Source organism: Acinetobacter sp. YH12063, assembly GCF_013419715.1.
Taxonomy (GTDB): Bacteria; Pseudomonadota; Gammaproteobacteria; order Pseudomonadales; family Moraxellaceae; genus Acinetobacter; species Acinetobacter amyesii.
Map to the genome: position 1 here is coordinate 87,306 of NZ_VOZO01000003.1, position 18,993 is coordinate 106,298.

The 18,993-nt window shown below is 40.3% G+C and carries 20 protein-coding genes and 2 tRNA genes; 14 read left to right on the forward strand and 8 right to left on the reverse strand.

The genetic code is table 11. The features are described 5' to 3' along the window. The first annotated feature begins 142 nt into the window (after positions 1–142). The gene (sucC, locus tag FTU12_RS05075) at positions 143–1,309 is read left to right on the forward strand and encodes an ADP-forming succinate--CoA ligase subunit beta (RefSeq protein ID WP_168379216.1); all 1,167 of its coding nucleotides are present in this window, start codon (positions 143–145) and stop codon (positions 1,307–1,309) included. 13 nt (positions 1,310–1,322) lie between these two features. Continuing rightward, complete coding sequence (sucD, locus tag FTU12_RS05080) at positions 1,323–2,213, forward strand: succinate--CoA ligase subunit alpha (RefSeq protein ID WP_168379215.1); 891 nt, start codon at positions 1,323–1,325, stop codon at positions 2,211–2,213. 1,014 nt (positions 2,214–3,227) lie between these two features. Here the strand turns inward: sucD and FTU12_RS05085 are convergent. The 3 genes from FTU12_RS05085 to FTU12_RS05095 form a co-directional block, all read right to left on the reverse strand. Further along, positions 3,228–4,940, reverse strand: coding sequence for a flotillin family protein (locus tag FTU12_RS05085; protein ID WP_168379214.1), 1,713 nt, complete (start codon positions 4,938–4,940; stop codon positions 3,228–3,230). A gap of 176 nt (positions 4,941–5,116) precedes the next feature. Continuing rightward, positions 5,117–5,755: a YqiJ family protein gene (locus tag FTU12_RS05090; protein WP_180007473.1), complete on the reverse strand. Its 639-nt coding sequence runs from the start codon at positions 5,753–5,755 to the stop codon at positions 5,117–5,119. Positions 5,756–6,219: 464 nt separating this feature from the next. Next, positions 6,220–6,762, reverse strand: a complete 543-nt coding sequence (locus FTU12_RS05095) for a hypothetical protein (RefSeq protein ID WP_180085130.1) — start codon at positions 6,760–6,762, stop codon at positions 6,220–6,222. Between the two features lie 321 nt (positions 6,763–7,083). Between FTU12_RS05095 and cysD the strand changes: the two genes are divergently transcribed. The 7 genes from cysD (at position 7,084) to FTU12_RS05130 (ending at position 12,802) form a co-directional block, all read left to right on the forward strand. Further along, entirely contained in the window at positions 7,084–7,998 is a 915-nt protein-coding gene (gene cysD / locus FTU12_RS05100; RefSeq protein ID WP_034170514.1) for a sulfate adenylyltransferase subunit CysD, read from the forward strand. Positions 7,999–8,167: 169 nt separating this feature from the next. Further along, positions 8,168–9,781: a sulfate adenylyltransferase subunit CysN gene (gene cysN, locus FTU12_RS05105; RefSeq protein ID WP_180113895.1), complete on the forward strand. Its 1,614-nt coding sequence runs from the start codon at positions 8,168–8,170 to the stop codon at positions 9,779–9,781. A gap of 137 nt (positions 9,782–9,918) precedes the next feature. Further along, entirely contained in the window at positions 9,919–10,554 is a 636-nt protein-coding gene (locus FTU12_RS05110) for a DUF4433 domain-containing protein (protein WP_180113896.1), read from the forward strand. Positions 10,555–10,563: 9 nt separating this feature from the next. Then, complete coding sequence (locus FTU12_RS05115) at positions 10,564–11,601, forward strand: macro domain-containing protein (protein WP_180113897.1); 1,038 nt, start codon at positions 10,564–10,566, stop codon at positions 11,599–11,601. A gap of 85 nt (positions 11,602–11,686) precedes the next feature. Next, positions 11,687–12,202, forward strand: coding sequence for a PadR family transcriptional regulator (locus tag FTU12_RS05120; RefSeq protein WP_179992107.1), 516 nt, complete (start codon positions 11,687–11,689; stop codon positions 12,200–12,202). A gap of 9 nt (positions 12,203–12,211) precedes the next feature. Continuing rightward, entirely contained in the window at positions 12,212–12,523 is a 312-nt protein-coding gene (locus FTU12_RS05125) for a DUF3861 domain-containing protein (RefSeq protein WP_180113898.1), read from the forward strand. A gap of 18 nt (positions 12,524–12,541) precedes the next feature. Beyond that, positions 12,542–12,802, forward strand: coding sequence for a DUF2798 domain-containing protein (locus tag FTU12_RS05130; RefSeq protein WP_180113899.1), 261 nt, complete (start codon positions 12,542–12,544; stop codon positions 12,800–12,802). Between the two features lie 18 nt (positions 12,803–12,820). Here the strand turns inward: FTU12_RS05130 and FTU12_RS05135 are convergent, their stop codons facing one another. Both FTU12_RS05135 and FTU12_RS05140 read right to left on the reverse strand, forming a co-directional pair. After that, positions 12,821–13,171 carry a co-chaperone YbbN gene (locus tag FTU12_RS05135; RefSeq protein WP_180113900.1) on the reverse strand — a complete coding sequence of 117 codons (351 nt, stop codon included), beginning with the start codon at positions 13,169–13,171 and terminating at the stop codon, positions 12,821–12,823. A 36-nt stretch (positions 13,172–13,207) separates the two neighbouring features. After that, entirely contained in the window at positions 13,208–13,636 is a 429-nt protein-coding gene (locus FTU12_RS05140; RefSeq protein ID WP_180113901.1) for an N-acetyltransferase, read from the reverse strand. A gap of 129 nt (positions 13,637–13,765) precedes the next feature. Between FTU12_RS05140 and FTU12_RS05145 the strand changes: the two genes are divergently transcribed. The 3 genes from FTU12_RS05145 (at position 13,766) to FTU12_RS05155 (ending at position 16,241) form a co-directional block, all read left to right on the forward strand. Next, positions 13,766–14,758 (forward strand): NAD(P)H-quinone oxidoreductase, encoded by a 993-nt coding sequence (locus tag FTU12_RS05145; RefSeq protein WP_180113902.1) that lies wholly within the window; start codon positions 13,766–13,768, stop codon positions 14,756–14,758. Between the two features lie 237 nt (positions 14,759–14,995). Next, positions 14,996–15,196 (forward strand): hypothetical protein, encoded by a 201-nt coding sequence (locus tag FTU12_RS05150; RefSeq protein WP_180113903.1) that lies wholly within the window; start codon positions 14,996–14,998, stop codon positions 15,194–15,196. 139 nt (positions 15,197–15,335) lie between these two features. After that, on the forward strand, positions 15,336–16,241 hold the full coding sequence (locus FTU12_RS05155; protein WP_179992100.1) for a YafY family protein: 906 nt from the start codon (positions 15,336–15,338) through the stop codon (positions 16,239–16,241). 131 nt (positions 16,242–16,372) lie between these two features. On the opposite strand, the gene FTU12_RS05160 is transcribed toward FTU12_RS05155, so the two are convergent. Together FTU12_RS05160 and FTU12_RS05165 are read right to left on the reverse strand one after the other, a co-directional pair. Continuing rightward, positions 16,373–16,458: transfer RNA gene (locus tag FTU12_RS05160), tRNA-Leu, on the reverse strand. Between the two features lie 11 nt (positions 16,459–16,469). After that, positions 16,470–16,543, reverse strand: a tRNA-Cys gene (locus FTU12_RS05165). A 153-nt stretch (positions 16,544–16,696) separates the two neighbouring features. On the opposite strand from FTU12_RS05165, the gene folD reads away from it, so the two are divergent. Continuing rightward, on the forward strand, positions 16,697–17,545 hold the full coding sequence (gene folD, locus FTU12_RS05170) for a bifunctional methylenetetrahydrofolate dehydrogenase/methenyltetrahydrofolate cyclohydrolase FolD (protein ID WP_034704935.1): 849 nt from the start codon (positions 16,697–16,699) through the stop codon (positions 17,543–17,545). A 263-nt stretch (positions 17,546–17,808) separates the two neighbouring features. After that, the gene (locus FTU12_RS05175; RefSeq protein WP_180113904.1) at positions 17,809–18,477 is read left to right on the forward strand and encodes a methyltransferase; all 669 of its coding nucleotides are present in this window, start codon (positions 17,809–17,811) and stop codon (positions 18,475–18,477) included. Between the two features lie 67 nt (positions 18,478–18,544). On the opposite strand, the gene FTU12_RS05180 is transcribed toward FTU12_RS05175, so the two are convergent. After that, the gene (locus FTU12_RS05180) at positions 18,545–18,973 is read right to left on the reverse strand and encodes a hypothetical protein (RefSeq protein WP_078193296.1); all 429 of its coding nucleotides are present in this window, start codon (positions 18,971–18,973) and stop codon (positions 18,545–18,547) included. Positions 18,974–18,993: the final 20 nt, after the last annotated feature.

Consider the following 18,993-nt stretch of genomic DNA (forward strand, 5'->3'; position numbering starts at 1 on the left):
CAGATGGTTGTTTTAATTTGAATAATCATCTAAAAATAAAGATAAGAAGTATTTTAAGATTTAAAAAGGTTAAAGCTGCTTTGACGGATGTCTGGGCTTTAATGGGTCATAACAAAGCGAAAAAAGAGTAAAAGGTTGTTCAATGAATCTACACGAATATCAAGCTAAAGCGTTATTAAAAAAATATGGTATGCCAGTCCAAGAAGGCGTATTTGTAACTACCGCAGAAGAAGCAGTCAAAGCTTTTGAGCAACTGGGTGGTAAGTTTGCGGTACTCAAAGCCCAAGTGCATGCAGGTGGTCGTGGTAAAGCAGGCGGCGTTAAAGTCGTAAAATCTGCGCAAGAAGCCACTGATTATGTGAATCAAATGGTCGGTTCACGCTTAGTCACTTATCAAACAGATGCATTAGGGCAGCCTGTCAGCGGTATTTTGGTATCTGAAGATGTCTATCCTGTAGAGCGTGAATTGTACCTAGGCGCTGTAGTTGACCGTTCTAGCCGCCGTGTGACCTTTATGGCTTCGACTGAAGGCGGTGTGGAAATTGAGAAAGTTGCAGAAGAAACCCCTGAAAAAATTATTAAAGTTGAAGTAGATCCTTTAGTCGGGTTATTGCCATTCCAAGCGCGTGAAGTGGCATTTGCTTTAAACCTAAAAGATGGTCAAGTGAATCAATTTGTCAAAATCATGTCTGCGGCTTATCAAGCATTCATTGAAAATGACTTTGCCTTATTTGAAATTAACCCGTTATCCGTACGTGAAAATGGCGAGATTTTATGTGTGGATGCAAAAATTGGCATCGACTCAAATGCCTTATACCGTTTACCTGAAATCGCAGCGTTACGTGATAAATCGCAAGAAAATGAGCGTGAGCTGAAAGCCTCTGAGTTTGATCTGAACTATGTTGCCTTAGAAGGCAATATTGGCTGTATGGTGAATGGCGCAGGCCTTGCCATGGCAACCATGGACATCATTAAGCTGTATGGCGGTCAGCCTGCAAACTTCCTGGATGTCGGCGGCGGCGCGACCAAAGAACGCGTAATTGAAGCCTTTAAAATCATTTTGGCCGATAGCTCTGTACAAGGGGTTTTAATCAACATTTTTGGCGGGATTGTACGGTGTGACATGATTGCTGAAGCAATTATTGCAGCGGTTCAAGAAGTAAATGTGACTGTACCTGTGGTTGTCCGTTTAGAAGGGAACAATGCAGAGTTGGGCGCAAAATTACTTGATGAATCAGGTTTGAAATTGATTTCTGCAAATGGCTTGGCTGATGCTGCAGAAAAAATTGTTGCTGCGGTAAAAGGCTAAGGGAGTAGAGATCATGAGCGTATTAGTTAATAAAGACACTAAAGTATTGGTACAAGGTTTTACCGGTAAAAACGGCACATTTCATTCAGAACAATCTATTGCTTACGGCACAAAAGTGGTCGGTGGTGTGACGCCGGGTAAAGGCGGCACACAACATTTGAATCTGCCCGTATTTAATACCATGAAAGAAGCAGTGCGTGAAACGGGTGCAACGGCAACCTCGATTTATGTACCTGCACCATTTGTCCTAGATTCAATTATTGAATCGATTGATTCAGGTGTTGAGCTGATCGTTGTGATTACGGAAGGTGTACCGACACTTGATATGCTAAAAGCGAAACGTTACCTAGAAACCTATGGTAACAATGCACGTCTAATTGGTCCGAACTGTCCAGGGATTATTACCCCAGGTGAATGTAAGATCGGTATTATGCCGGGGCATATTCATCAACCAGGTAAAATCGGCATTATCTCGCGTTCAGGGACATTAACCTATGAAGCTGTAGCGCAAACTACGAAGTTGGGTCTAGGTCAGTCGACTTGTATCGGTATTGGGGGAGATCCAATTCCGGGCATGAACCAAATTGATTGCTTAAAGCTGTTCCAAGATGACCCTCAAACTGAAGCGATCATCATGATTGGTGAGATTGGTGGTACAGCGGAAGAAGAAGCAGCTGAATATATTCAGTCGAATGTAACAAAGCCTGTTGTCGGTTATATCGCGGGTGTGACTGCACCTAAAGGCAAACGTATGGGACATGCAGGGGCAATCATTTCGGGCGGTAAAGGCACAGCAGAAGAGAAATTCGCTGCCTTTGAAAAAGCTGGTATGGCTTATACCCGTAGTCCTGCTGAATTAGGTTCGACCATGTACGAAGTGCTGAAAGGCAAAGGTTTGGTTTAATCGCCATACTTAAACATCAAAAGAGAATCTTCGGATTCTCTTTTTTTTTACGCAAAAAAAAAGCGTATTTCAGCCGCTATGCAAAAGCCATAAGGGCATGGCTATGTGTTCTGCTTTGGGGTGCAGTGACGCTGCATAAACGGATGGAATATTGGTTGTTCAATAACTATGAAATGTAAAGAACACATAATAATCCGAATATGTGATGATTGCGGGGATGGTCATAGGTTTATGATTTTTAAAAATAATTTCGTATAGCGTGCAGTATATTGATTTTAGGGAAAATAACTAATTTAATTGAGATTTTTAATGGATCTTTATCATCAAAGAGCTGTTTTACTTGGATGAAGCCTAACATTTTTAATAGAAATTATTTTATATGTATTTTTCTCAAGCCTTATACAAAGGATGGTAGATCAGGAATATGAGAATGGGAGCTTTAAAATTGGTGAAATTTGCTATCTCAGTGATGAAATCTTTTTAAGAATATCTACAGGAGCATATACATCTATAGCCAGCTATTATTTTTTAGTTGGTGGTTTGAAGTGCAAAAACCTTGTTAGGCTCTATTTCCCATTTAATAAGCAATTTCCAAGTTTTATAAAAACAATAGATAGAACAAAATGTTATCGAGCTGAATATATAGAAGCAAATATCTTATTCTGTAAGATGAGAAGGATATATCAATTAATTGATTTTAAATATTTTGTTTCATAATTTTATGCTGTTTGCTCTATAGCTTCTAAATGGGTATTTCTATGAAATACGCCATTTGTTTATTGATTTAACATCAGGCTGTGATGCGAAATATAAATGTTAGAAACCATTAAAAGCGCTCTGATAAGACAGAAAATGTTGTTCATTTCTTTGGGAGATTGTATGCCCATAAGTACAAGTATCTAAGCCATAAAAAAAGCAGTGCGGACACTGCTTTTTTAATTCATTTAGAATGTGTTGCTCAAGCAATCACTTCTGAATAAAGAGATTTGATGGAGCCCTATCTCAATCAAAAACTTAGTTTTTGCTGGTTTTTAAGCTCTGAGTTAAACCGTTAATATCGCCACCTTGGATACCAAGCTCACTCATCAAGCTATCAATCAGTGGGGCCTGGCTGCGGTAGCGTAAGGCACTATTCACCACTTGGTCTGATAAGGCAACATTGCCGCTGCCTTCGTGGTGAGCATCACCTTGGCAAGAACCTGCATGACCACCATTTAGGCCATTCACTTGCAAAATCTTAATGTCATCAATGTTTTCCATTGGTTTCACACTTTCGCGAATGATTTCAGGTAAGTATTTCAGCATCGCTAAACGAATTTGCATTTCAACCTGTTCAGATGACAATACGTTGTTTGCTTCGTTCACTGCACGTGTACCTTCAGCATCAACTTGGTATTGTTTTTCCATCGCCTGAGCCAAGAGAACTTTTGCGTCAGCTTCACCTTTGGCTTTTAAGCGAACTTTTTCAGCTTCGGCTTCAGCTGCAATACGGATAGCTTCTGCATCATCTGCTGCTGCTTGTTTACCTGCTTCTGCCGCGACAGTAATGGCAATCGCATCTTTCTCCGCTTTTTCTTTCGCAGAGACCAATTCAACAGCTTTTTGACGTTCAGCTTGTTGGATTTGACGAACGGTAATGACTTCTTCTTCGGCTTTTACCGCTTGAGCACGGGCTTGATCGGCATGCGCTTTAGCTTCAGATTCAGCACGAGATTTTTCTGCAATAGCAATGGCACGGTCTTGCTCAGCCAATTCAATGGTTTTCTTTTGTTCCACTTGGGCTTGCTGAATAATTTGTGACTTTTGAATATTTTGATTTTCAACGTCACGTGCAGCAGTAATACGCTTTAAGTCAACTTCACGTTCAGCAGCAATACGCGCTTCTTCGGCTTCACGTTTTTTAGCAGCTTCTTGTGATGCAATTTCTGCAAGCTGTTCTGCACGACGGATTGAAATTTCACGTTCTTGTTGCAGTTTTGCATATTCTTCTTCACGCAAAATTTGTAGACGTGCTTGTTCTGCTTCTAAGTTCTTGGTCTTAATCGCAAGATCTGCATCTTGTTCAATCGCATTACGTTTACGACGACGGTCTTCAATGGTTTCCGTCAGTTTAGTTAAACCTTCAGCATCGAACGCATTTTGTGGGTTGAAGTATTTAAAGCCAGTTTGGTCTAAGCCAGTTAATGAAACGGTTTCAAGTTCCAAACCGTTTTTATGTAAATCTTCAGACACCACTTGCTGAACTTTTTGAACGAAGTCGACACGTTTTTCATGCAACTCTTCCATCGCCATTTCTGCGGCAACTGCACGTAGAGAGTCAACAAATTTACCTTCAACCAAATTTTTAAGCTCATTTGGTGACATGGTCTTTTGACCTAGCGTTTGTGCTGCAGTAGCAATCGAATCTGCGGTTGGTTTAACACGGACATAGAACTCAGCCATCACATCGACACGCATACGGTCACGTGTAATCAGCGCTTGGTCATCTGCACGGCGTACTTCAAGACGTAGGGTGTTCATATTGACAGGGATAATTTCATGCAGCACAGGAAGCACAATAGCACCGCCACCTAAAATCACTTTTTCACCGCCGAAGCCTGTACGCACAAATGAAATTTCTTTACTTGAGCGACGATAAAGTCGAGCAATAATAAAACCAATAAAAATAAGTGCGGCAAAAATTATCCCGACTGAAACAAGGATACCGCTTGGAATAATGTCTAACATGGACGTTTATCTCTTTTGTTGTAGTTCAAGTTAACCCTCTAAAGTGCTAACAAGTTTGGTTTAAAAATCAGTATTTTGTTGACTCATCATGACTTCGAGATTTGCTGAACGTATGACGCGTTAAATGTATTTATATGTTGTTTGAAGAACTGATCGAGCATCAATTCATTCAAAATTTAGAGCATGGTGGCTTGAAAGCCTACATTTGTTTTTTGGGTTAAAACCACTGATTGACCTTGGCTGAAAATTTCATCTTGTTCAGGTTCAACCAAAATATAATGGGTCAATCCGTGTTGATCTTTGACTTTGGCTTGAGCAGGAGACTGTGGTCGTGCATCACCCAAAATGATCGTGGCCGTTCTACCGATCAATTCATCACTATAAATGGCGGTTGTTTCATCTTGCGGTAAAATACGGGCAATGAGCATTGCGCTAAAACGTACGAAGGGCATGCACAGAAAAATACAGGCTGGTGCAATAATCCATGCACTGAACATCATACTGGTCATTTGGTTAACGATGGCTTGAATAGCAAAGCCCAACAAACTATAGACACATAAGAAAATGATGAGCCATACAAACAGCGGAATACGACCTAAATACAACCAATCGAGCACACGTGTCACGATACCTGCATCGGCATCTACACCTAGCTCTGCATTATGACCAACATCCTCAGGTAGGAATTGATCTAAGAAGCCTTGAGAACCACCCCCTAAAATTGTTAACACAATCTCAAAAAGTCCAAACAAGAACATTAAGCAGAGACTGATGCTAAACACGATATTAGACGGGTGAGTAAACAATTCCCACATTATATTTATCTCTATATTTATGCTTATAAAAAATCAAAAAAAATAATTCTGGCCGAATTTTTTTCAGTAAATAAAATAACATTATCTGTCGAAATTGTGTAAAAAAATTACAGATCAGATTAACAAAAAGTCGGCTTTTATGTGAGCTATTACTAAGTTTTTCTTTAAAAATAGGTGATCAATTAAGTCGGGATTATCTAAATCTAAAGTTAATAGTATTTCTGCTTTACCCATTTAAGATTTAAGTCATTGGGATCAATCAAATTTTCAGTCTAATTGCAGATATATAAGTGGTCGTGCTTAACGGAGAGAAATGGCTTGTTAAAAGGCACAGAAAACAATGTTAGGAAATGTAAATTTATAACCGTCACGGCAGTGCTGAGAGCTTTACCGTGACTTTCGATGTCATATGGAGATTTGAACTGGTGTTCAATAGAGCTATTTTTAGGTGGCTTTAACCGTTTTTATAACAATGAAGTTTGAATGCGTACTTTCATATCTAAAGCCGCTTGAACAATAAAAGTTTTCATCCACTTCACTTGTTCGCCCATCGGATTGGTTTTAATCGCAGTGTCTAAAAAGTCCATGCTTTCAAGTTGAAACAATTGCTTTTCGATCTCTTCTTCTAACTGGGTGCTATTGGCTGCGAGCGGGAAATGGATTAAGTGAAATGCTTTGGGAAAATTATAAAAAGCATAGAGCAGATTAAATGCACGTTGATCGGCCTTTAAATTGCCAGCGCCAATTTCGTAGCCGCGATCTTGGTTACTGTGAGTCACCCCAATCAAAAATTCGAGTTTATTGTCCAAAAGTCGTAGGCCGAACTGAAGACCAATTTGGTCAGCACTCAGCTCATGCTGAATAAAGTTATTCAATGGGCTGCCGTCATCATTCAAGGCTTCTTGGAGCACGAGCATGTGTGAAGAATGCTGATAAATATAGCCAGCAAGACCTGCGGCTTCAATCAGCGACTTTAAGGTTTCAAGCGTATAGTGACTATATGGCATATCAATAACTATTGGAGAGTGATATAGCTACTTTAGGTAATTTGAGCGAGTTTGAATACCGATTGTTTAGAGGATTTAGCGATTAGTTAATTGATAAAAAATTGCGTAAAATTACGGATCTCGGACTAGAATAATAATGAAATTGATAAGTCTATCGTATTAAATTAATTAAAATTGATAAGCAGTATCAGACAATTTGTATATGACGAATAAGAATATCAATATCACAAAACAAGCAATCGTTATGAAAGCTTAATCACTATAATGTATATATATCTTTAAAAGTGTAATAAGTACACATATTCTAAGCTGGTGTTGTCCATGTCATTAAATGAGGAAAGACTTACTCATCTTAAACAGCTTGAAGCTGAGAGTATTCACATCATTCGCGAAGTTGCTGCCGAGTTTGAAAATCCGGTTATGCTTTATTCAATCGGTAAAGATTCAGCAGTCATGCTGCATTTAGCACTGAAAGCGTTTTATCCTGCAAAACTTCCATTCCCGCTACTTCATGTAGATACCGGCTGGAAATTCAAAGACATGATCAAGTTCCGTGACAACATGGCCAAAGAACATGGCTTTGATCTGATCGTGCATCAGAACAAAGAAGGTCGTGATGCGGGCGTAAACCCATTCGACTATGGTAGCTCTAAATATACTGACATTATGAAAACCCAAGGCTTGAAACAGGCACTGGATAAATATCAGTTTGATGCTGCTTTCGGTGGTGCACGTCGTGACGAAGAAAAATCACGTGCCAAAGAACGTGTTTATTCATTCCGTGATTCTAAACACCGTTGGGATCCGAAAAACCAGCGTCCAGAACTTTGGAACCTTTACAATGGTAAAGTGAACAAAGGCGAAAGTATTCGTGTATTCCCGCTGTCTAACTGGACTGAGCTGGACATCTGGCAATATATCTACCTAGAAAATATCAAACTTGTTCCATTGTACTTAGCTGCTGAACGTCCAGTCGTTGAGCGTAATGGTACACTGATCATGGTTGATGATGAGCGTATGCGCCTGAATCCAGGCGAAGTGCCACAAATGAAATCGGTTCGTTTCCGTACTTTAGGTTGTTACCCATTAACGGGTGCGGTTGAATCAACTGCAACAACTTTACCGGAAATTATCCAGGAAATGCTTTTAGCGACCACATCTGAACGTCAAGGCCGTATGATCGATCATGACGAAGCAGGTTCGATGGAAAAGAAAAAGCAGGAAGGTTACTTCTAAGAATCTTAAGAAATCTCCTCCTAAGAATCTCCTTGCGCAGCAGTGCTGCTCACCCTCTTTACCAAAGAGGGGCTTAAAAAAGCGGAGGAAAGTCCTCCTTTAGTAAAGGAGGATTTAGGTGGATTTGAAGATTAGAAACGATTTCAACGTATTTGTGGAGCTATGAGCGATGTCTCACCAATCAGAACTTATTAGCCAAGATATTTTGGCTTATTTGAAACAGCACGAAAATAAAGACTTATTGCGTTTCCTGACTTGCGGTAATGTGGATGATGGTAAATCAACCCTGATCGGCCGTCTGCTTTATGATTCAAAACTGATTTATGAAGATCAGCTGCAAGCCGTGACTCGTGACTCTAAAAAAGTGGGTACTACTGGCGATGCACCTGACTTGGCGCTTCTTGTAGATGGTCTGCAAGCTGAACGTGAGCAAGGTATTACGATTGACGTGGCTTACCGTTATTTCTCTACTGAAAAACGTAAGTTCATCATTGCCGACACCCCAGGGCACGAACAGTACACTCGTAACATGGCAACTGGTGCGTCTACTGCGGATCTTGCAATTATCCTGATCGATGCGCGTTACGGTGTTCAGACTCAAACACGTCGTCACTCATTTATTGCGAGCCTTCTAGGTATTCGTAATATTGTGGTTGCAGTGAACAAAATGGACTTGGTTGAATTCTCTGAAGCACGCTTCAATGAAATTCAGGCTGAGTACAACAAGTTCGTGGATCAGCTGAGCGATCGTAAACCTGAAAATATTGTATTCACGCCAATTTCTGCATTGAACGGTGATAATGTTGTAAACAAATCACCAAATACGCCGTGGTACCAAGGTCAGACCTTAATGGAGACTTTGGAAACTGTAGAAATTACACGTAATACCAGCAAAGACGAATTCCGTTTCCCAGTTCAGTACGTTAACCGTCCTAACCTCGACTTCCGTGGTTTCTGCGGTACCATCGCACTGGGTGAAGTGAAAGTTGGCGATGAAATTGTTGCGCTGCCATCTGGCAAGAAATCAACAGTAAAAGAAATCGTGACTTTTGACGGTAATCTGGATCATGCTGTAGCTGGTCAAGCTGTTACTTTAACACTGAACGATGAAATTGATATTTCACGTGGTAACGTGTTGGTGAAAGCTGGCGAACAACCACTGATTTCACGTTCTGCACGTGCGTCTGTAGTGTGGATGAACGATCAGCCGCTAGTCGTTGGTAAACTTTATAACGTGAAGTTTGGTACGCAAACTATTCCTGCGAAAGTTGCGAAAATTAACTACCGTACCAATGTGAACACATTGGAAAAATTACAAGTAGAGCAGCTGGATCTGAATGCGATTGCTGATGTCACTATCGAATTTGATGCGCCAGTGGTATTCGACCGTTATCAAGACAGCCGTTACACAGGTTCATTCATCTTCATCGACCGTCTAAGCAACGTGACTGTTGGTGCGGGTATGGTTGAAGCTGCAGTGGAATGGACTGCACACAATGAACCTGTAACTGCTGAAGCACGTGCTGCACGTTTAGGTCAAAAACCTGCTGCGGTCACTGTAACTGCGAAAGCACTGGAAAATGCTCAAGCACTTGAAAGCCTGTTGATTCAGCAAGGTATAGTTGCAATTGCGAAAGCGGGTCTGACTGCTGAACAGGTTGCACTTGTTCGTGAAACTGGTGTGGTAGTGATTACTGACCTTGCAGAAGGTACAGATGTGACTTACACAGCCGATGCAGTTGAAGAACTGGCTGAGAAAATTGTGGAATTGGTTCGTCTATAAGACTGGACTGATTTTAAGAAAAACCCGCTGTAAGGCGGGTTTTCCTTTATAAAAAAGGATATAAATTGAATAATTTAAGTTGATTTTATTTTAAGAATCCCAATAAAAAGAAATAGAAAAAATTCATGGATGATTTGATGACAGTACCACTTAACCCAGATTTATATCATATTGCGCACATTGATAAACTTTCGTCGATAATATCACATGGATTATTGTCAGATAGTATTGTGTCTCAAAATCAGTTTGGTGGTACGGTAATTGGTCTAAGTCATATAAAGCAAAGGCGTTTAACAGAGCTAACTCTAAGTTGTTATCCTAATTTATATGTGGGGCAATGTGTTCCATTCTATTTTTGTCCCAGATCAGTAATGCTGTATATGATCAATCAGGGTAATTCAGATTTAACCTACGATGGAGGGCAGACTAATATCATTCATTTGCGTTTTGATATGCATGAATGTGTTCAATGGGCAATAGCTAATAGAAGGCGTTGGGTTTTTACCTCTACTAATGCTGGTTCTAGATTCTTTGAAGATTACAATAATTTAAGTGACCTAAGTTTATTGGATTGGAGTGCTATTTCTAGTCGATATTGGAGTAGCTGTAGAGATCAAAAACAAGCGGAATTTTTGATTGAGAATTCAATTCCATGGAATTTAGTTAGAGAAATAGGTGTTTATAATCAAGCTATGTTGAATCGCGTTAACGCTTTATTAGTTGGTCAAACTCATAAGCCACATGTTAGAATCCAACAAGATTGGTACTATTGAGATTTCGTTATGATTACATTTACTCATGGCGACATATTAAAAGCTGATGTGGAAGCTATTGTTAATACAGTTAATTGTGTTGGTGTAATGGGTAGAGGCATTGCTCTTCAATTTAAGAAAGCATGGCCAGATAACTTTAAACACTATGCAGTAGCTTGCAAACGAAATGAAGTAGTACCAGGAAAAATGTTCATTTATGAAACATTAGGGCTGACTAATCCTAAATATATTATTAATTTCCCGACAAAAAGACATTGGAAGGGTGCAAGTCGTATTGAAGATATTGAATCCGGCTTGCAGAGTTTAGTTTTAGAGATTAAAGATAAAAAAATAAGGTCTATAGCAATTCCTCCTTTAGGAGCAGGTTTGGGGGGATTGGATTGGAAAATTGTCAAAGAAAGAATTGTTCACTATTTAGATGGATTATCAGATATTGATATTTTGATATACGAGCCATTAAATTCAAATATAAAAATTGAGAAAGTAATCAATAAACAAGTGCCAAATATGACTCCAGGTCGTGCAATTTTAATTGAATTAATGCAAAGATATTTAAAAGGTCTACTGGATCCATTTGTTTCTTTGTTGGAAGTACAAAAACTTTTATATTTTATGCAGGAAGCAGGAGAACCCTTGCGCTTGAATTATAAAAAAGCTCTTTATGGACCTTATGCTGATAATTTAAGACATGTATTAAATGTAATGGAAGGGCATTATATTCAGGGATATGATGATGGTGGAGATGATCCATCTAAAGCTCTCAGTTTAGTTCCTGGTGCTGTTGAAGAAGCTCGAGAATATCTTAGGAATTATCCTGAAACATTACAGCGTTTTGAAAAAGTTACAGATATAGTTGATGGTTTTGAAAGTAGATTTGGTCTGGAGTTACTTGCCTCTGTGCATTGGGTAGCTAAATATGAAGGCTCCAAAGATAGAGAGGAATTAGTAAATAAAATTCATAATTGGAATATAAATAAAAAGAAATTTACTCCACGCCAGATAGATATTGCATATAAGAATTTACAGGATAATTTTGTATTTTCTTAATTTTAAGAACCACTGGAAAGTGGTTTTTTATTTTATAAAATTATTATAAGATATATCTTAATTAAATTTAAGATATATCTTTTGTATGTCTAGAACTTCTGATTCTGCATTAAAAGAAGAGCGAAAAAACTCTCCAAAACCTCGTAGACGGCTCTTTGAAGCAGGTGAAATGAAACTGCTCGTGCTGCATTTTATTGCTCAAGCGCCCAAGTTTAGCTATGACATTATTAAAGATGTAGCTGCGCTGGTTGGAGGTAACTATAAGCCGAGTACAGGTACGATCTGCCCAACAATTAACTATCTTGAAGAACAGCAATATACCCAAGTGATCATGAGTGTGGATGAACGTAAGCAATATCACATTACTGATAAAGGTCGTGAGCATCTGAAAGATAATCAGGAAACTCTACAAAGAGTTCTTAGCCGTTTTGAAACCCGTCGCCGCATTCAAGAAGATGAGCGCTATATCGATATCCATAATTCAATGGAAAGCCTGAAAGCTTCACTACGATTCAAACTGCAAAATGAACTTCGTCCAGAGCAGATCAGTGATATTGCTGCCCAGATTGAACAGGCTGCAATTAATATCCGTCAACTGTAGGAGCAGGACATGAAACAACATCTCTATGAAGTGACTCTTCAACATCTGGCTGATGCCCAAGGTAATCCATCAACCTATACTGAGGAGCTACAGTTTCAGGTGGGTAATCACGATGACATCTTTAAAATACTGGAAAAACTTCAAGCCAGTCAGTTGCTGGATGAGGAAAGCACCAAAGCATTTACTGTTGGTTTAAAACTGTTTAGTGAAGTTATGCTGGAAAATAAAGAGTTGCCACTCTTCAAGGAATTCCTGCCGCAATTTGCCCAGTTTATGAAATCCCTGAAACAGACAGTGAAAGCCCAAAGTGAAGAAAATTAAGTATTCTAAAGGTCATTTATGAAAAACAATCTCCCCAAATTTCACCCAAAACATCTGAACTGGTTAATGCCCTTAATCCTTTCTGGCATTATGAGTGGTGCAATTTCCTGCTTTAACATGCTGCTGAATAAAGGCTGGAGCGATGCGTTTATCTCGCTATGGTTACATGCTTGGGGACTGTCATGGCTGGTAGCATTTCCATTGATTCTGCTTGTCTTGCCACTGGTACGTAAATTCCTGATGCAGTTTGTGCAGATGCCAGATCAATCTGCTAAATAAAAGATTGATCCGCTTGAATCAGTCGGAATCGGATGACTTATTCAGAACTTGAGACAAAATAGATTTCATTTCAGACAAGCTTTTCACACCCGCAATACGATGAATAATCTGGCTATTTTTAAAGATTAGAGTGGAAGGCAAGCCATAGACATTATAGCGTAAGGTCAGAATCGGTGATTGATCGACATTGATTTTACCGAACTTAATTTCTGGATCATGCCCAGCATATTGTGTTGCCAGTTCCTCAAAAACTGAAAAATTCTGTACGCAGGGCTTGCACCAGTCAGCATAGAAACGGATCACAGCAAAGCCTTCAAACCATTCGAAGTCACTGTAATTATCTTCATTGTAGGGGATGACTGCTGACATGAATTTGCTCTCATCATTTCAAAATTAAGATTTAAACTAGCTCATAGTGAGTTCAGCCTGACCGGTATTTTCATCAACTCCCTGAGTGATCATCTTAAAACCCTGCTTTTGGTAAAAATGAACTGCTGATGTATTTGCAGCATAGACATTTAAATGTAGCTGATTACATTGCTGTTTTAAGAAATCAACCAAACGGCGGCCATAGCCAGCACCTTGCTGCTCAGGATCAATGAAAAGTGCAGCTAATATATTTTCCGATTTTAATAACGAAACAAAGCCAAGCACCGTATGATTTTCTTTAAGGACATAGTTTTCTGCTAAGGGCAAATATACTTCTCGCATTGGAAGCAGCTGATTTTCCCAATAACTAGCAGGAATAAAATCATGTGCCTTTAAAGAAGCCTGGAACCAGATTTCAAGAATAGCGTCGATATCCTCGGTTTTCGCTTTTGTAATTATTATCATTGGTGGTCTTATATCAATTTACTAAATAGGCAGCTGATTATACATAAGTCCATGCTGCTTCAAACCATAGCATTTCTATGTTCAAATAAGTTCGAAAAATATGAAACGTGAATATTAGGGAAAGAATCCATGACGCAACACAGCATGCAACAAGTCACCATTACAGAACCGGGTGGTGTAGAGAAACTCGCTTATGAAACCGTTGCCATCCCTGAACCTAAAGCAGACGAAGTGCTGGTCAAGGTGCATGCTTTCGGGATTAACCGTCCGGATATCTTGCAGCGTCAGGGCTTGTATCCAATGCCTAAGGGCGTGACTCCTGTACCGGGTCTGGAAGTTGCCGGTGAAGTTGTTGCAGTCGGGAGTGAAGTAAGCCAGTTTAAAGTAGGTGACAAAGTCTGTGGTCTGACCAATGGCGGTGGTTATGCAGAATATTGCGTCGTGCCTGAAAGCCAGACTTTAAACATTCCTGAAGGTGTGAGTTTTGTACAGGCTGCGGCGATTCCGGAAACCTTTTTCACTGTTTGGGCAAATGTGTTCCAGATGGGTAAGGCTAAGGCAGGAGAGACTGTACTGATTCATGGCGGAACTAGCGGAATCGGAACCACGGCCTTAATGCTGTGCAAATCATTAGGCATCAAAACCTTTGCGACAGCAGGTAGTGATGAAAAAATCCAGGCGATTTCACATCTGACCACAGGAATCAATTACAAGACCCAGGACTTTGAGCAGGTCATCAATGAAGCTACGGATAATGCCGGTGTAGATGTGATTCTGGATATGGTGGGTGCGCCGTACCTAGAGAAAAATCTGAATCTGCTGCGTCGTGATGGTCGTCTGGTGTATATCGCATTCTTGGGCGGTGCTAAGGCTAAGGAGGTAAAATTGGGTCAAATCATGATGAAACGTTTGACCATTACTGGTTCTACCATGCGTGCACGCAATACGGCTGAGAAAGCTGAAATTGCCCAGGGCCTGAAAGAGCATGTGGCACCACTCTGGGCAACAGGTGAATGTTTACCGATGATCTATAAAACCTTCAAGTTTGACCAGATTCAGGATGCGCATGCAGCGATGGATACAGGTGAACATATCGGTAAGATTGTGGTGGAAATCATCTAATTATTCTTGTGATAGAAATACTAAAAGCCAACTTTTGTTGGCTTTTATTTTGCATAAAAAACGATAAATAATTTAAATTAATTGCTTGAAATAGGAGTATAAATTTTAAAAAACGGTAAAAAGTGTCGATTGTTCGACACAACCTGTCAAAACTGAGGAGTAAATTAGCGCTTAAATATAATCTGACTAAATTGTTTGGTATTTGATGAAATGTCACGTATTAAAAGGAAGTATATTATGAAGATAGTGTCGGCCCCTTATACGCATGAACATGGCTTTCGTGCATTGAAGCGTTTGCATAAAGCGATTATCCGTAATCAGTTACTTCGTTCCGATTTACACAAGCTGTATCAAGCCATGTTGCATCTGGAACGCTATATGGAACGGCTGAGCCACTCAGCACCGAAACCTCACTACAAACGTCGTAAAAAAGCTTAAAAAACACCTTGCCTATTAGCCTTAAGTTGAAGTGAATAACTCTAATCTCGTTTTTATTTGGCTGTATAATTTTCCCATAATTTAAAAATTCTAAGCAGATGAATCATTGTGCTGCACAAGCGGCACGAAGAGGGTATTTATGAAGGGCAATGCGTCAACGCATGAGCGCCTCGCAGACCGTTTGGCAAATATTTTAACCAAACTTAATATAGGGCATCAGTTAAGTGTACAGGAGCTGGCACGAGAATTTCAGGTCAGCACCCGTACTATTGAACGTGATTTTGTTCGTCTGAATGCGTATTTACCGCTCATACAGGATCAAAATACCAAACGCTATTATCTTGAGCCTTCATATTTAGGGCGTTTCAAGTTGCAGGATATCCAGAATTTTGCACAGTTGTCCGGAATCAGTGAGCTGTATCCGGCACTGGATATGTCTTTTATTCGTGAATTGCTGGATGAGCGGGCAAATCAGGTATTTTCGGCAAAAGGTTATTATTTTGAAGATGCCAAACAGTTTGCCGAGCATTTCAAGCTGCTTGCAGGGGCGATCTATAAACGGCAGCAGATTGAGCTGCAATATTCCGAACAAACACGGATCATCCAGCCATACCGATTGATTCATCATCATGGCATCTGGTATCTGGCTGGTGTCACTGAAGCTGAACTCAAAACTTATCGTTTAAGTCAGTTGCAGGAAGTCAAACTGGTTTTTGAAAATGAAAGCTTTGAGCATGATCCTGAAGTTTTGAAAATGCTGGCAGATGAAGACAGCATCTGGTTTGGCCAGCAAAAACAGCAGGTTTTGATGAAGGTGCAACCTGAAGTCACGGTGTTTTTTAAAGAGCGCCGTTTATTTCCGGAACAGCAGATCGAACAGGAATCAGAGTCTGGAGAATTGTTAATTAGTTGTCAGATTCGTCATGAAATGCAGTTATTGCCACTGGTACGTTACTGGCTACCGTATGTAAAGATCATTGAGCCGATTCATTTTCAGGAAAAACTGGAACAGGATCTGGAAGGTTATTTACGCTCTGCTGGATAATATTTTGAAAGCAGAGCAGGTTGTCGAATGCTTATAGAATTCTATTGAGAATTAGATTTAGCAAATTACAGGCATAAAAAAACCAGCTTTCGCTGGGTTCTTTATTTGCACCATCTTCAGTAGTAGAAGAATGGTGCCCGAGGCCAGACTCGAACTGGCACGCTTTGTGGGCGGGGGATTTTAAATCCCCTGTGTCTACCGATTTCACCACTCGGGCTTTAACAAGATTGGAGGCGGAGGTCGGAATCGAACCGGCGTCCACGGAGTTGCAGTCCGCTGCATGACCACTCTGCCACCCCGCCGCGTCTTGTTGATGCGTATATTATCAAGCTCTGAAAAAAAAACAATAGGATATTCATTTGTATGCGCATAAAAACAGCATATAGCGGAAAATATTCAGAATTATCATGTAGAATGTGCAAAATTGATTCATATCAACACTTGGGAGAAGTGCCGTGGCATTAGTTTTAGACGGTCGTGCATTGGCGAAGCAAATTGAAGCTGACTTGTTAACTCGCGTAGAAGCGCTGAAAGCAAAATCAGGTCGTACTCCAATTCTTGCGACTATTTTAGTGGGTGACGATGGCGCATCTGCAACTTATGTTCGTATGAAAGGCAATGCTTGCCGCCGTGTTGGTATGGATTCACTAAAAGTTGAGCTTCCAAAAGAAACGACTACTGAAGAATTGCTTGCTGAAATTGAAAAACTGAATGCAAATCCGGATGTTCACGGCATTCTTTTACAACACCCAGTACCTGCGCAAATTGATGAACGTGCTTGTTTTGATGCTATCTCGCTTGAAAAAGACGTCGATGGTGTGACTTGTCTGGGCTATGGTCGTATGGCGATGGGTGAAGCAGCTTACGGTTCTGCTACTCCTGCAGGTATCATGACCATCCTGAAAGAAAACAATATTGAAATCGCAGGTAAACATGCGGTAGTGGTTGGTCGTTCTGCGATTTTGGGTAAACCAATGGCAGCAATGTTGCTTGAAGCGAATGCTACAGTGACGATTTGCCATTCACGTACTCAAAACCTGCCTGAATTTGTAAAACAGGCTGACATCATTGTGGGTGCGGTGGGTAAAGCTGAACTGATCCAGAAAGACTGGATCAAACCAGGAGCTGTTGTTGTTGATGCTGGCTTCCACCCACGTGATGGTGGTGGTGTGGGCGATATTCAATTGGTAGGTATCGAAGAAATCGCTTCTGCTTATACCCCAGTTCCGGGTGGTGTAGGTCCTATGACAATCACTACGCTGATTCGTCAAACTGTAGAAGCTGCTGAGAAGGCTTTGGGTTAATTGAAATTTTAATTAGTTACGGCGGAGTTGTATCGTTGTGACTATAGATGTAAGAAGCTCATTCGTTACTTTTGTTTCGGCAAAAGTAACCAAAACCATTTGTCATTCGCAGAACTCGTCATATTTCTTTTGCGTGGTTGATGTGTCGCAAAAACAGGACGAATTAGATTTCAGTCTGCCTCGAACAGCTGCGAATGACGTGGTCATGTATCCGATTAATGTATAAATTCCAATAAAGATATTTTCGCATCAAGGCTTTCTTCATGAGCTGTACTTTCCAATTTCCTAAAGCCCCTGAGCATTTACTTCAAGCCTTACACCAAGTTATTCCTAATTGTGAACTGATGGCACAGCAGCTACCAGAAACACCGATTTCACTCTGGCTGATTCCACCAGTCTTTCCGACAGACAAACTAGATAATGAAGTGATTCGTCGTATCTGGAATGAAACGCCGTATTGGATCTTTTGTTGGGCTTCAGGACTTGCTATGGCGCAGTGGTTATTGGCTGAGCCGCATCATGTCAAAGATAAAGTGGTATTGGACTTTGGTGCAGGTTCAGGTGTGGTGGCGATTGCAGCAAAAATGGCAGGGGCGAAACGCGTGATCTGCTGTGACATCGACCAAGTGAGCCTAGATGCATGCCGTGCCAATGCAGAGCTAAACAATGTTGAACTCGAATATTTAGATGATCTGTATAAAGCCGAACAAGTCGATATTTTATTGGCTGCCGATGTGCTGTATGACCAATGCAACCGTTTCTTTTTGGATGAATTTTTAAAGTTTGCTCCAGAAGTGTGGGTGGCAGACAGTCGTGTGAAAAACTTTAGTCATCCTAAATATGAAAAACTCGATGAACGAAGCGCAACGACATGGCCTGATTTGGATGAATCACCTGAGTTTCGAAATGTGAGTTTTTATAAAACCCTATAAATATTGAACCGATAAAAAATAAGACGCTTTAAGCGTCTTATTTTTGTCTTTTAAACTGCAAATTTGATTAAGAACAGGTATAGCGAACCACACGTAAGGTTGCAGGGCGAGCATCGAGTGCATCACGCGCGCCTAAGTTTTCAGAGTTACGTAGATCAGGAGTATTTGATAGACCGAAGTTCGCACGTGTATTACCAATTTGACGGCCGTACTGGGTATTTTCCAAAGCAGGATTTGCAATTTCGTTCACGCTTAAGATTTGTAATTTATAGGTCTTTTGCGTATTTAATACTTTTTGGCAAGCACGTTGTAATTTATTGGCATCCAGTTGTTGGTTTTGGCGACCCGCTAAAGTATATGCAAGTGTTGCGCTATCTGCAGATTTGGACTCTATTTGAAAGCCCGTTTGACCATTAAAAGCACGTGGAGTGCTTTGGCAAGCAGCCATCGACATTGCAACAATACCCAAACTTAAAACTTTGTAAATATTTTTCATCATTCATTCGCCGTGTGTAT

Excerpts from the sequence above, each read along its gene's own strand:
- sucC (WP_168379216.1), top strand. The coding sequence starts at position 143 with ATGAATCTACACGAATATCAAGCTAAAGCGTTATTAAAAAAATATGGT.
- sucD (WP_168379215.1), top strand. The coding sequence starts at position 1,323 with ATGAGCGTATTAGTTAATAAAGACACTAAAGTATTGGTACAAGGTTTT.
- FTU12_RS05085 (WP_168379214.1), bottom strand. The coding sequence starts at position 4,940 with ATGTTAGACATTATTCCAAGCGGTATCCTTGTTTCAGTCGGGATAATT.
- FTU12_RS05090 (WP_180007473.1), bottom strand. The coding sequence starts at position 5,755 with ATGTGGGAATTGTTTACTCACCCGTCTAATATCGTGTTTAGCATCAGT.
- FTU12_RS05095 (WP_180085130.1), bottom strand. The coding sequence starts at position 6,762 with ATGCCATATAGTCACTATACGCTTGAAACCTTAAAGTCGCTGATTGAA.
- cysD (WP_034170514.1), top strand. The coding sequence starts at position 7,084 with ATGTCATTAAATGAGGAAAGACTTACTCATCTTAAACAGCTTGAAGCT.
- cysN (WP_180113895.1), top strand. The coding sequence starts at position 8,168 with ATGTCTCACCAATCAGAACTTATTAGCCAAGATATTTTGGCTTATTTG.
- FTU12_RS05110 (WP_180113896.1), top strand. The coding sequence starts at position 9,919 with ATGACAGTACCACTTAACCCAGATTTATATCATATTGCGCACATTGAT.
- FTU12_RS05115 (WP_180113897.1), top strand. The coding sequence starts at position 10,564 with ATGATTACATTTACTCATGGCGACATATTAAAAGCTGATGTGGAAGCT.
- FTU12_RS05120 (WP_179992107.1), top strand. The coding sequence starts at position 11,687 with ATGTCTAGAACTTCTGATTCTGCATTAAAAGAAGAGCGAAAAAACTCT.
- FTU12_RS05125 (WP_180113898.1), top strand. The coding sequence starts at position 12,212 with ATGAAACAACATCTCTATGAAGTGACTCTTCAACATCTGGCTGATGCC.
- FTU12_RS05130 (WP_180113899.1), top strand. The coding sequence starts at position 12,542 with ATGAAAAACAATCTCCCCAAATTTCACCCAAAACATCTGAACTGGTTA.
- FTU12_RS05135 (WP_180113900.1), bottom strand. The coding sequence starts at position 13,171 with ATGTCAGCAGTCATCCCCTACAATGAAGATAATTACAGTGACTTCGAA.
- FTU12_RS05140 (WP_180113901.1), bottom strand. The coding sequence starts at position 13,636 with ATGATAATAATTACAAAAGCGAAAACCGAGGATATCGACGCTATTCTT.
- FTU12_RS05145 (WP_180113902.1), top strand. The coding sequence starts at position 13,766 with ATGACGCAACACAGCATGCAACAAGTCACCATTACAGAACCGGGTGGT.
- FTU12_RS05150 (WP_180113903.1), top strand. The coding sequence starts at position 14,996 with ATGAAGATAGTGTCGGCCCCTTATACGCATGAACATGGCTTTCGTGCA.
- FTU12_RS05155 (WP_179992100.1), top strand. The coding sequence starts at position 15,336 with ATGAAGGGCAATGCGTCAACGCATGAGCGCCTCGCAGACCGTTTGGCA.
- FTU12_RS05175 (WP_180113904.1), top strand. The coding sequence starts at position 17,809 with ATGAGCTGTACTTTCCAATTTCCTAAAGCCCCTGAGCATTTACTTCAA.
- FTU12_RS05180 (WP_078193296.1), bottom strand. The coding sequence starts at position 18,973 with ATGAAAAATATTTACAAAGTTTTAAGTTTGGGTATTGTTGCAATGTCG.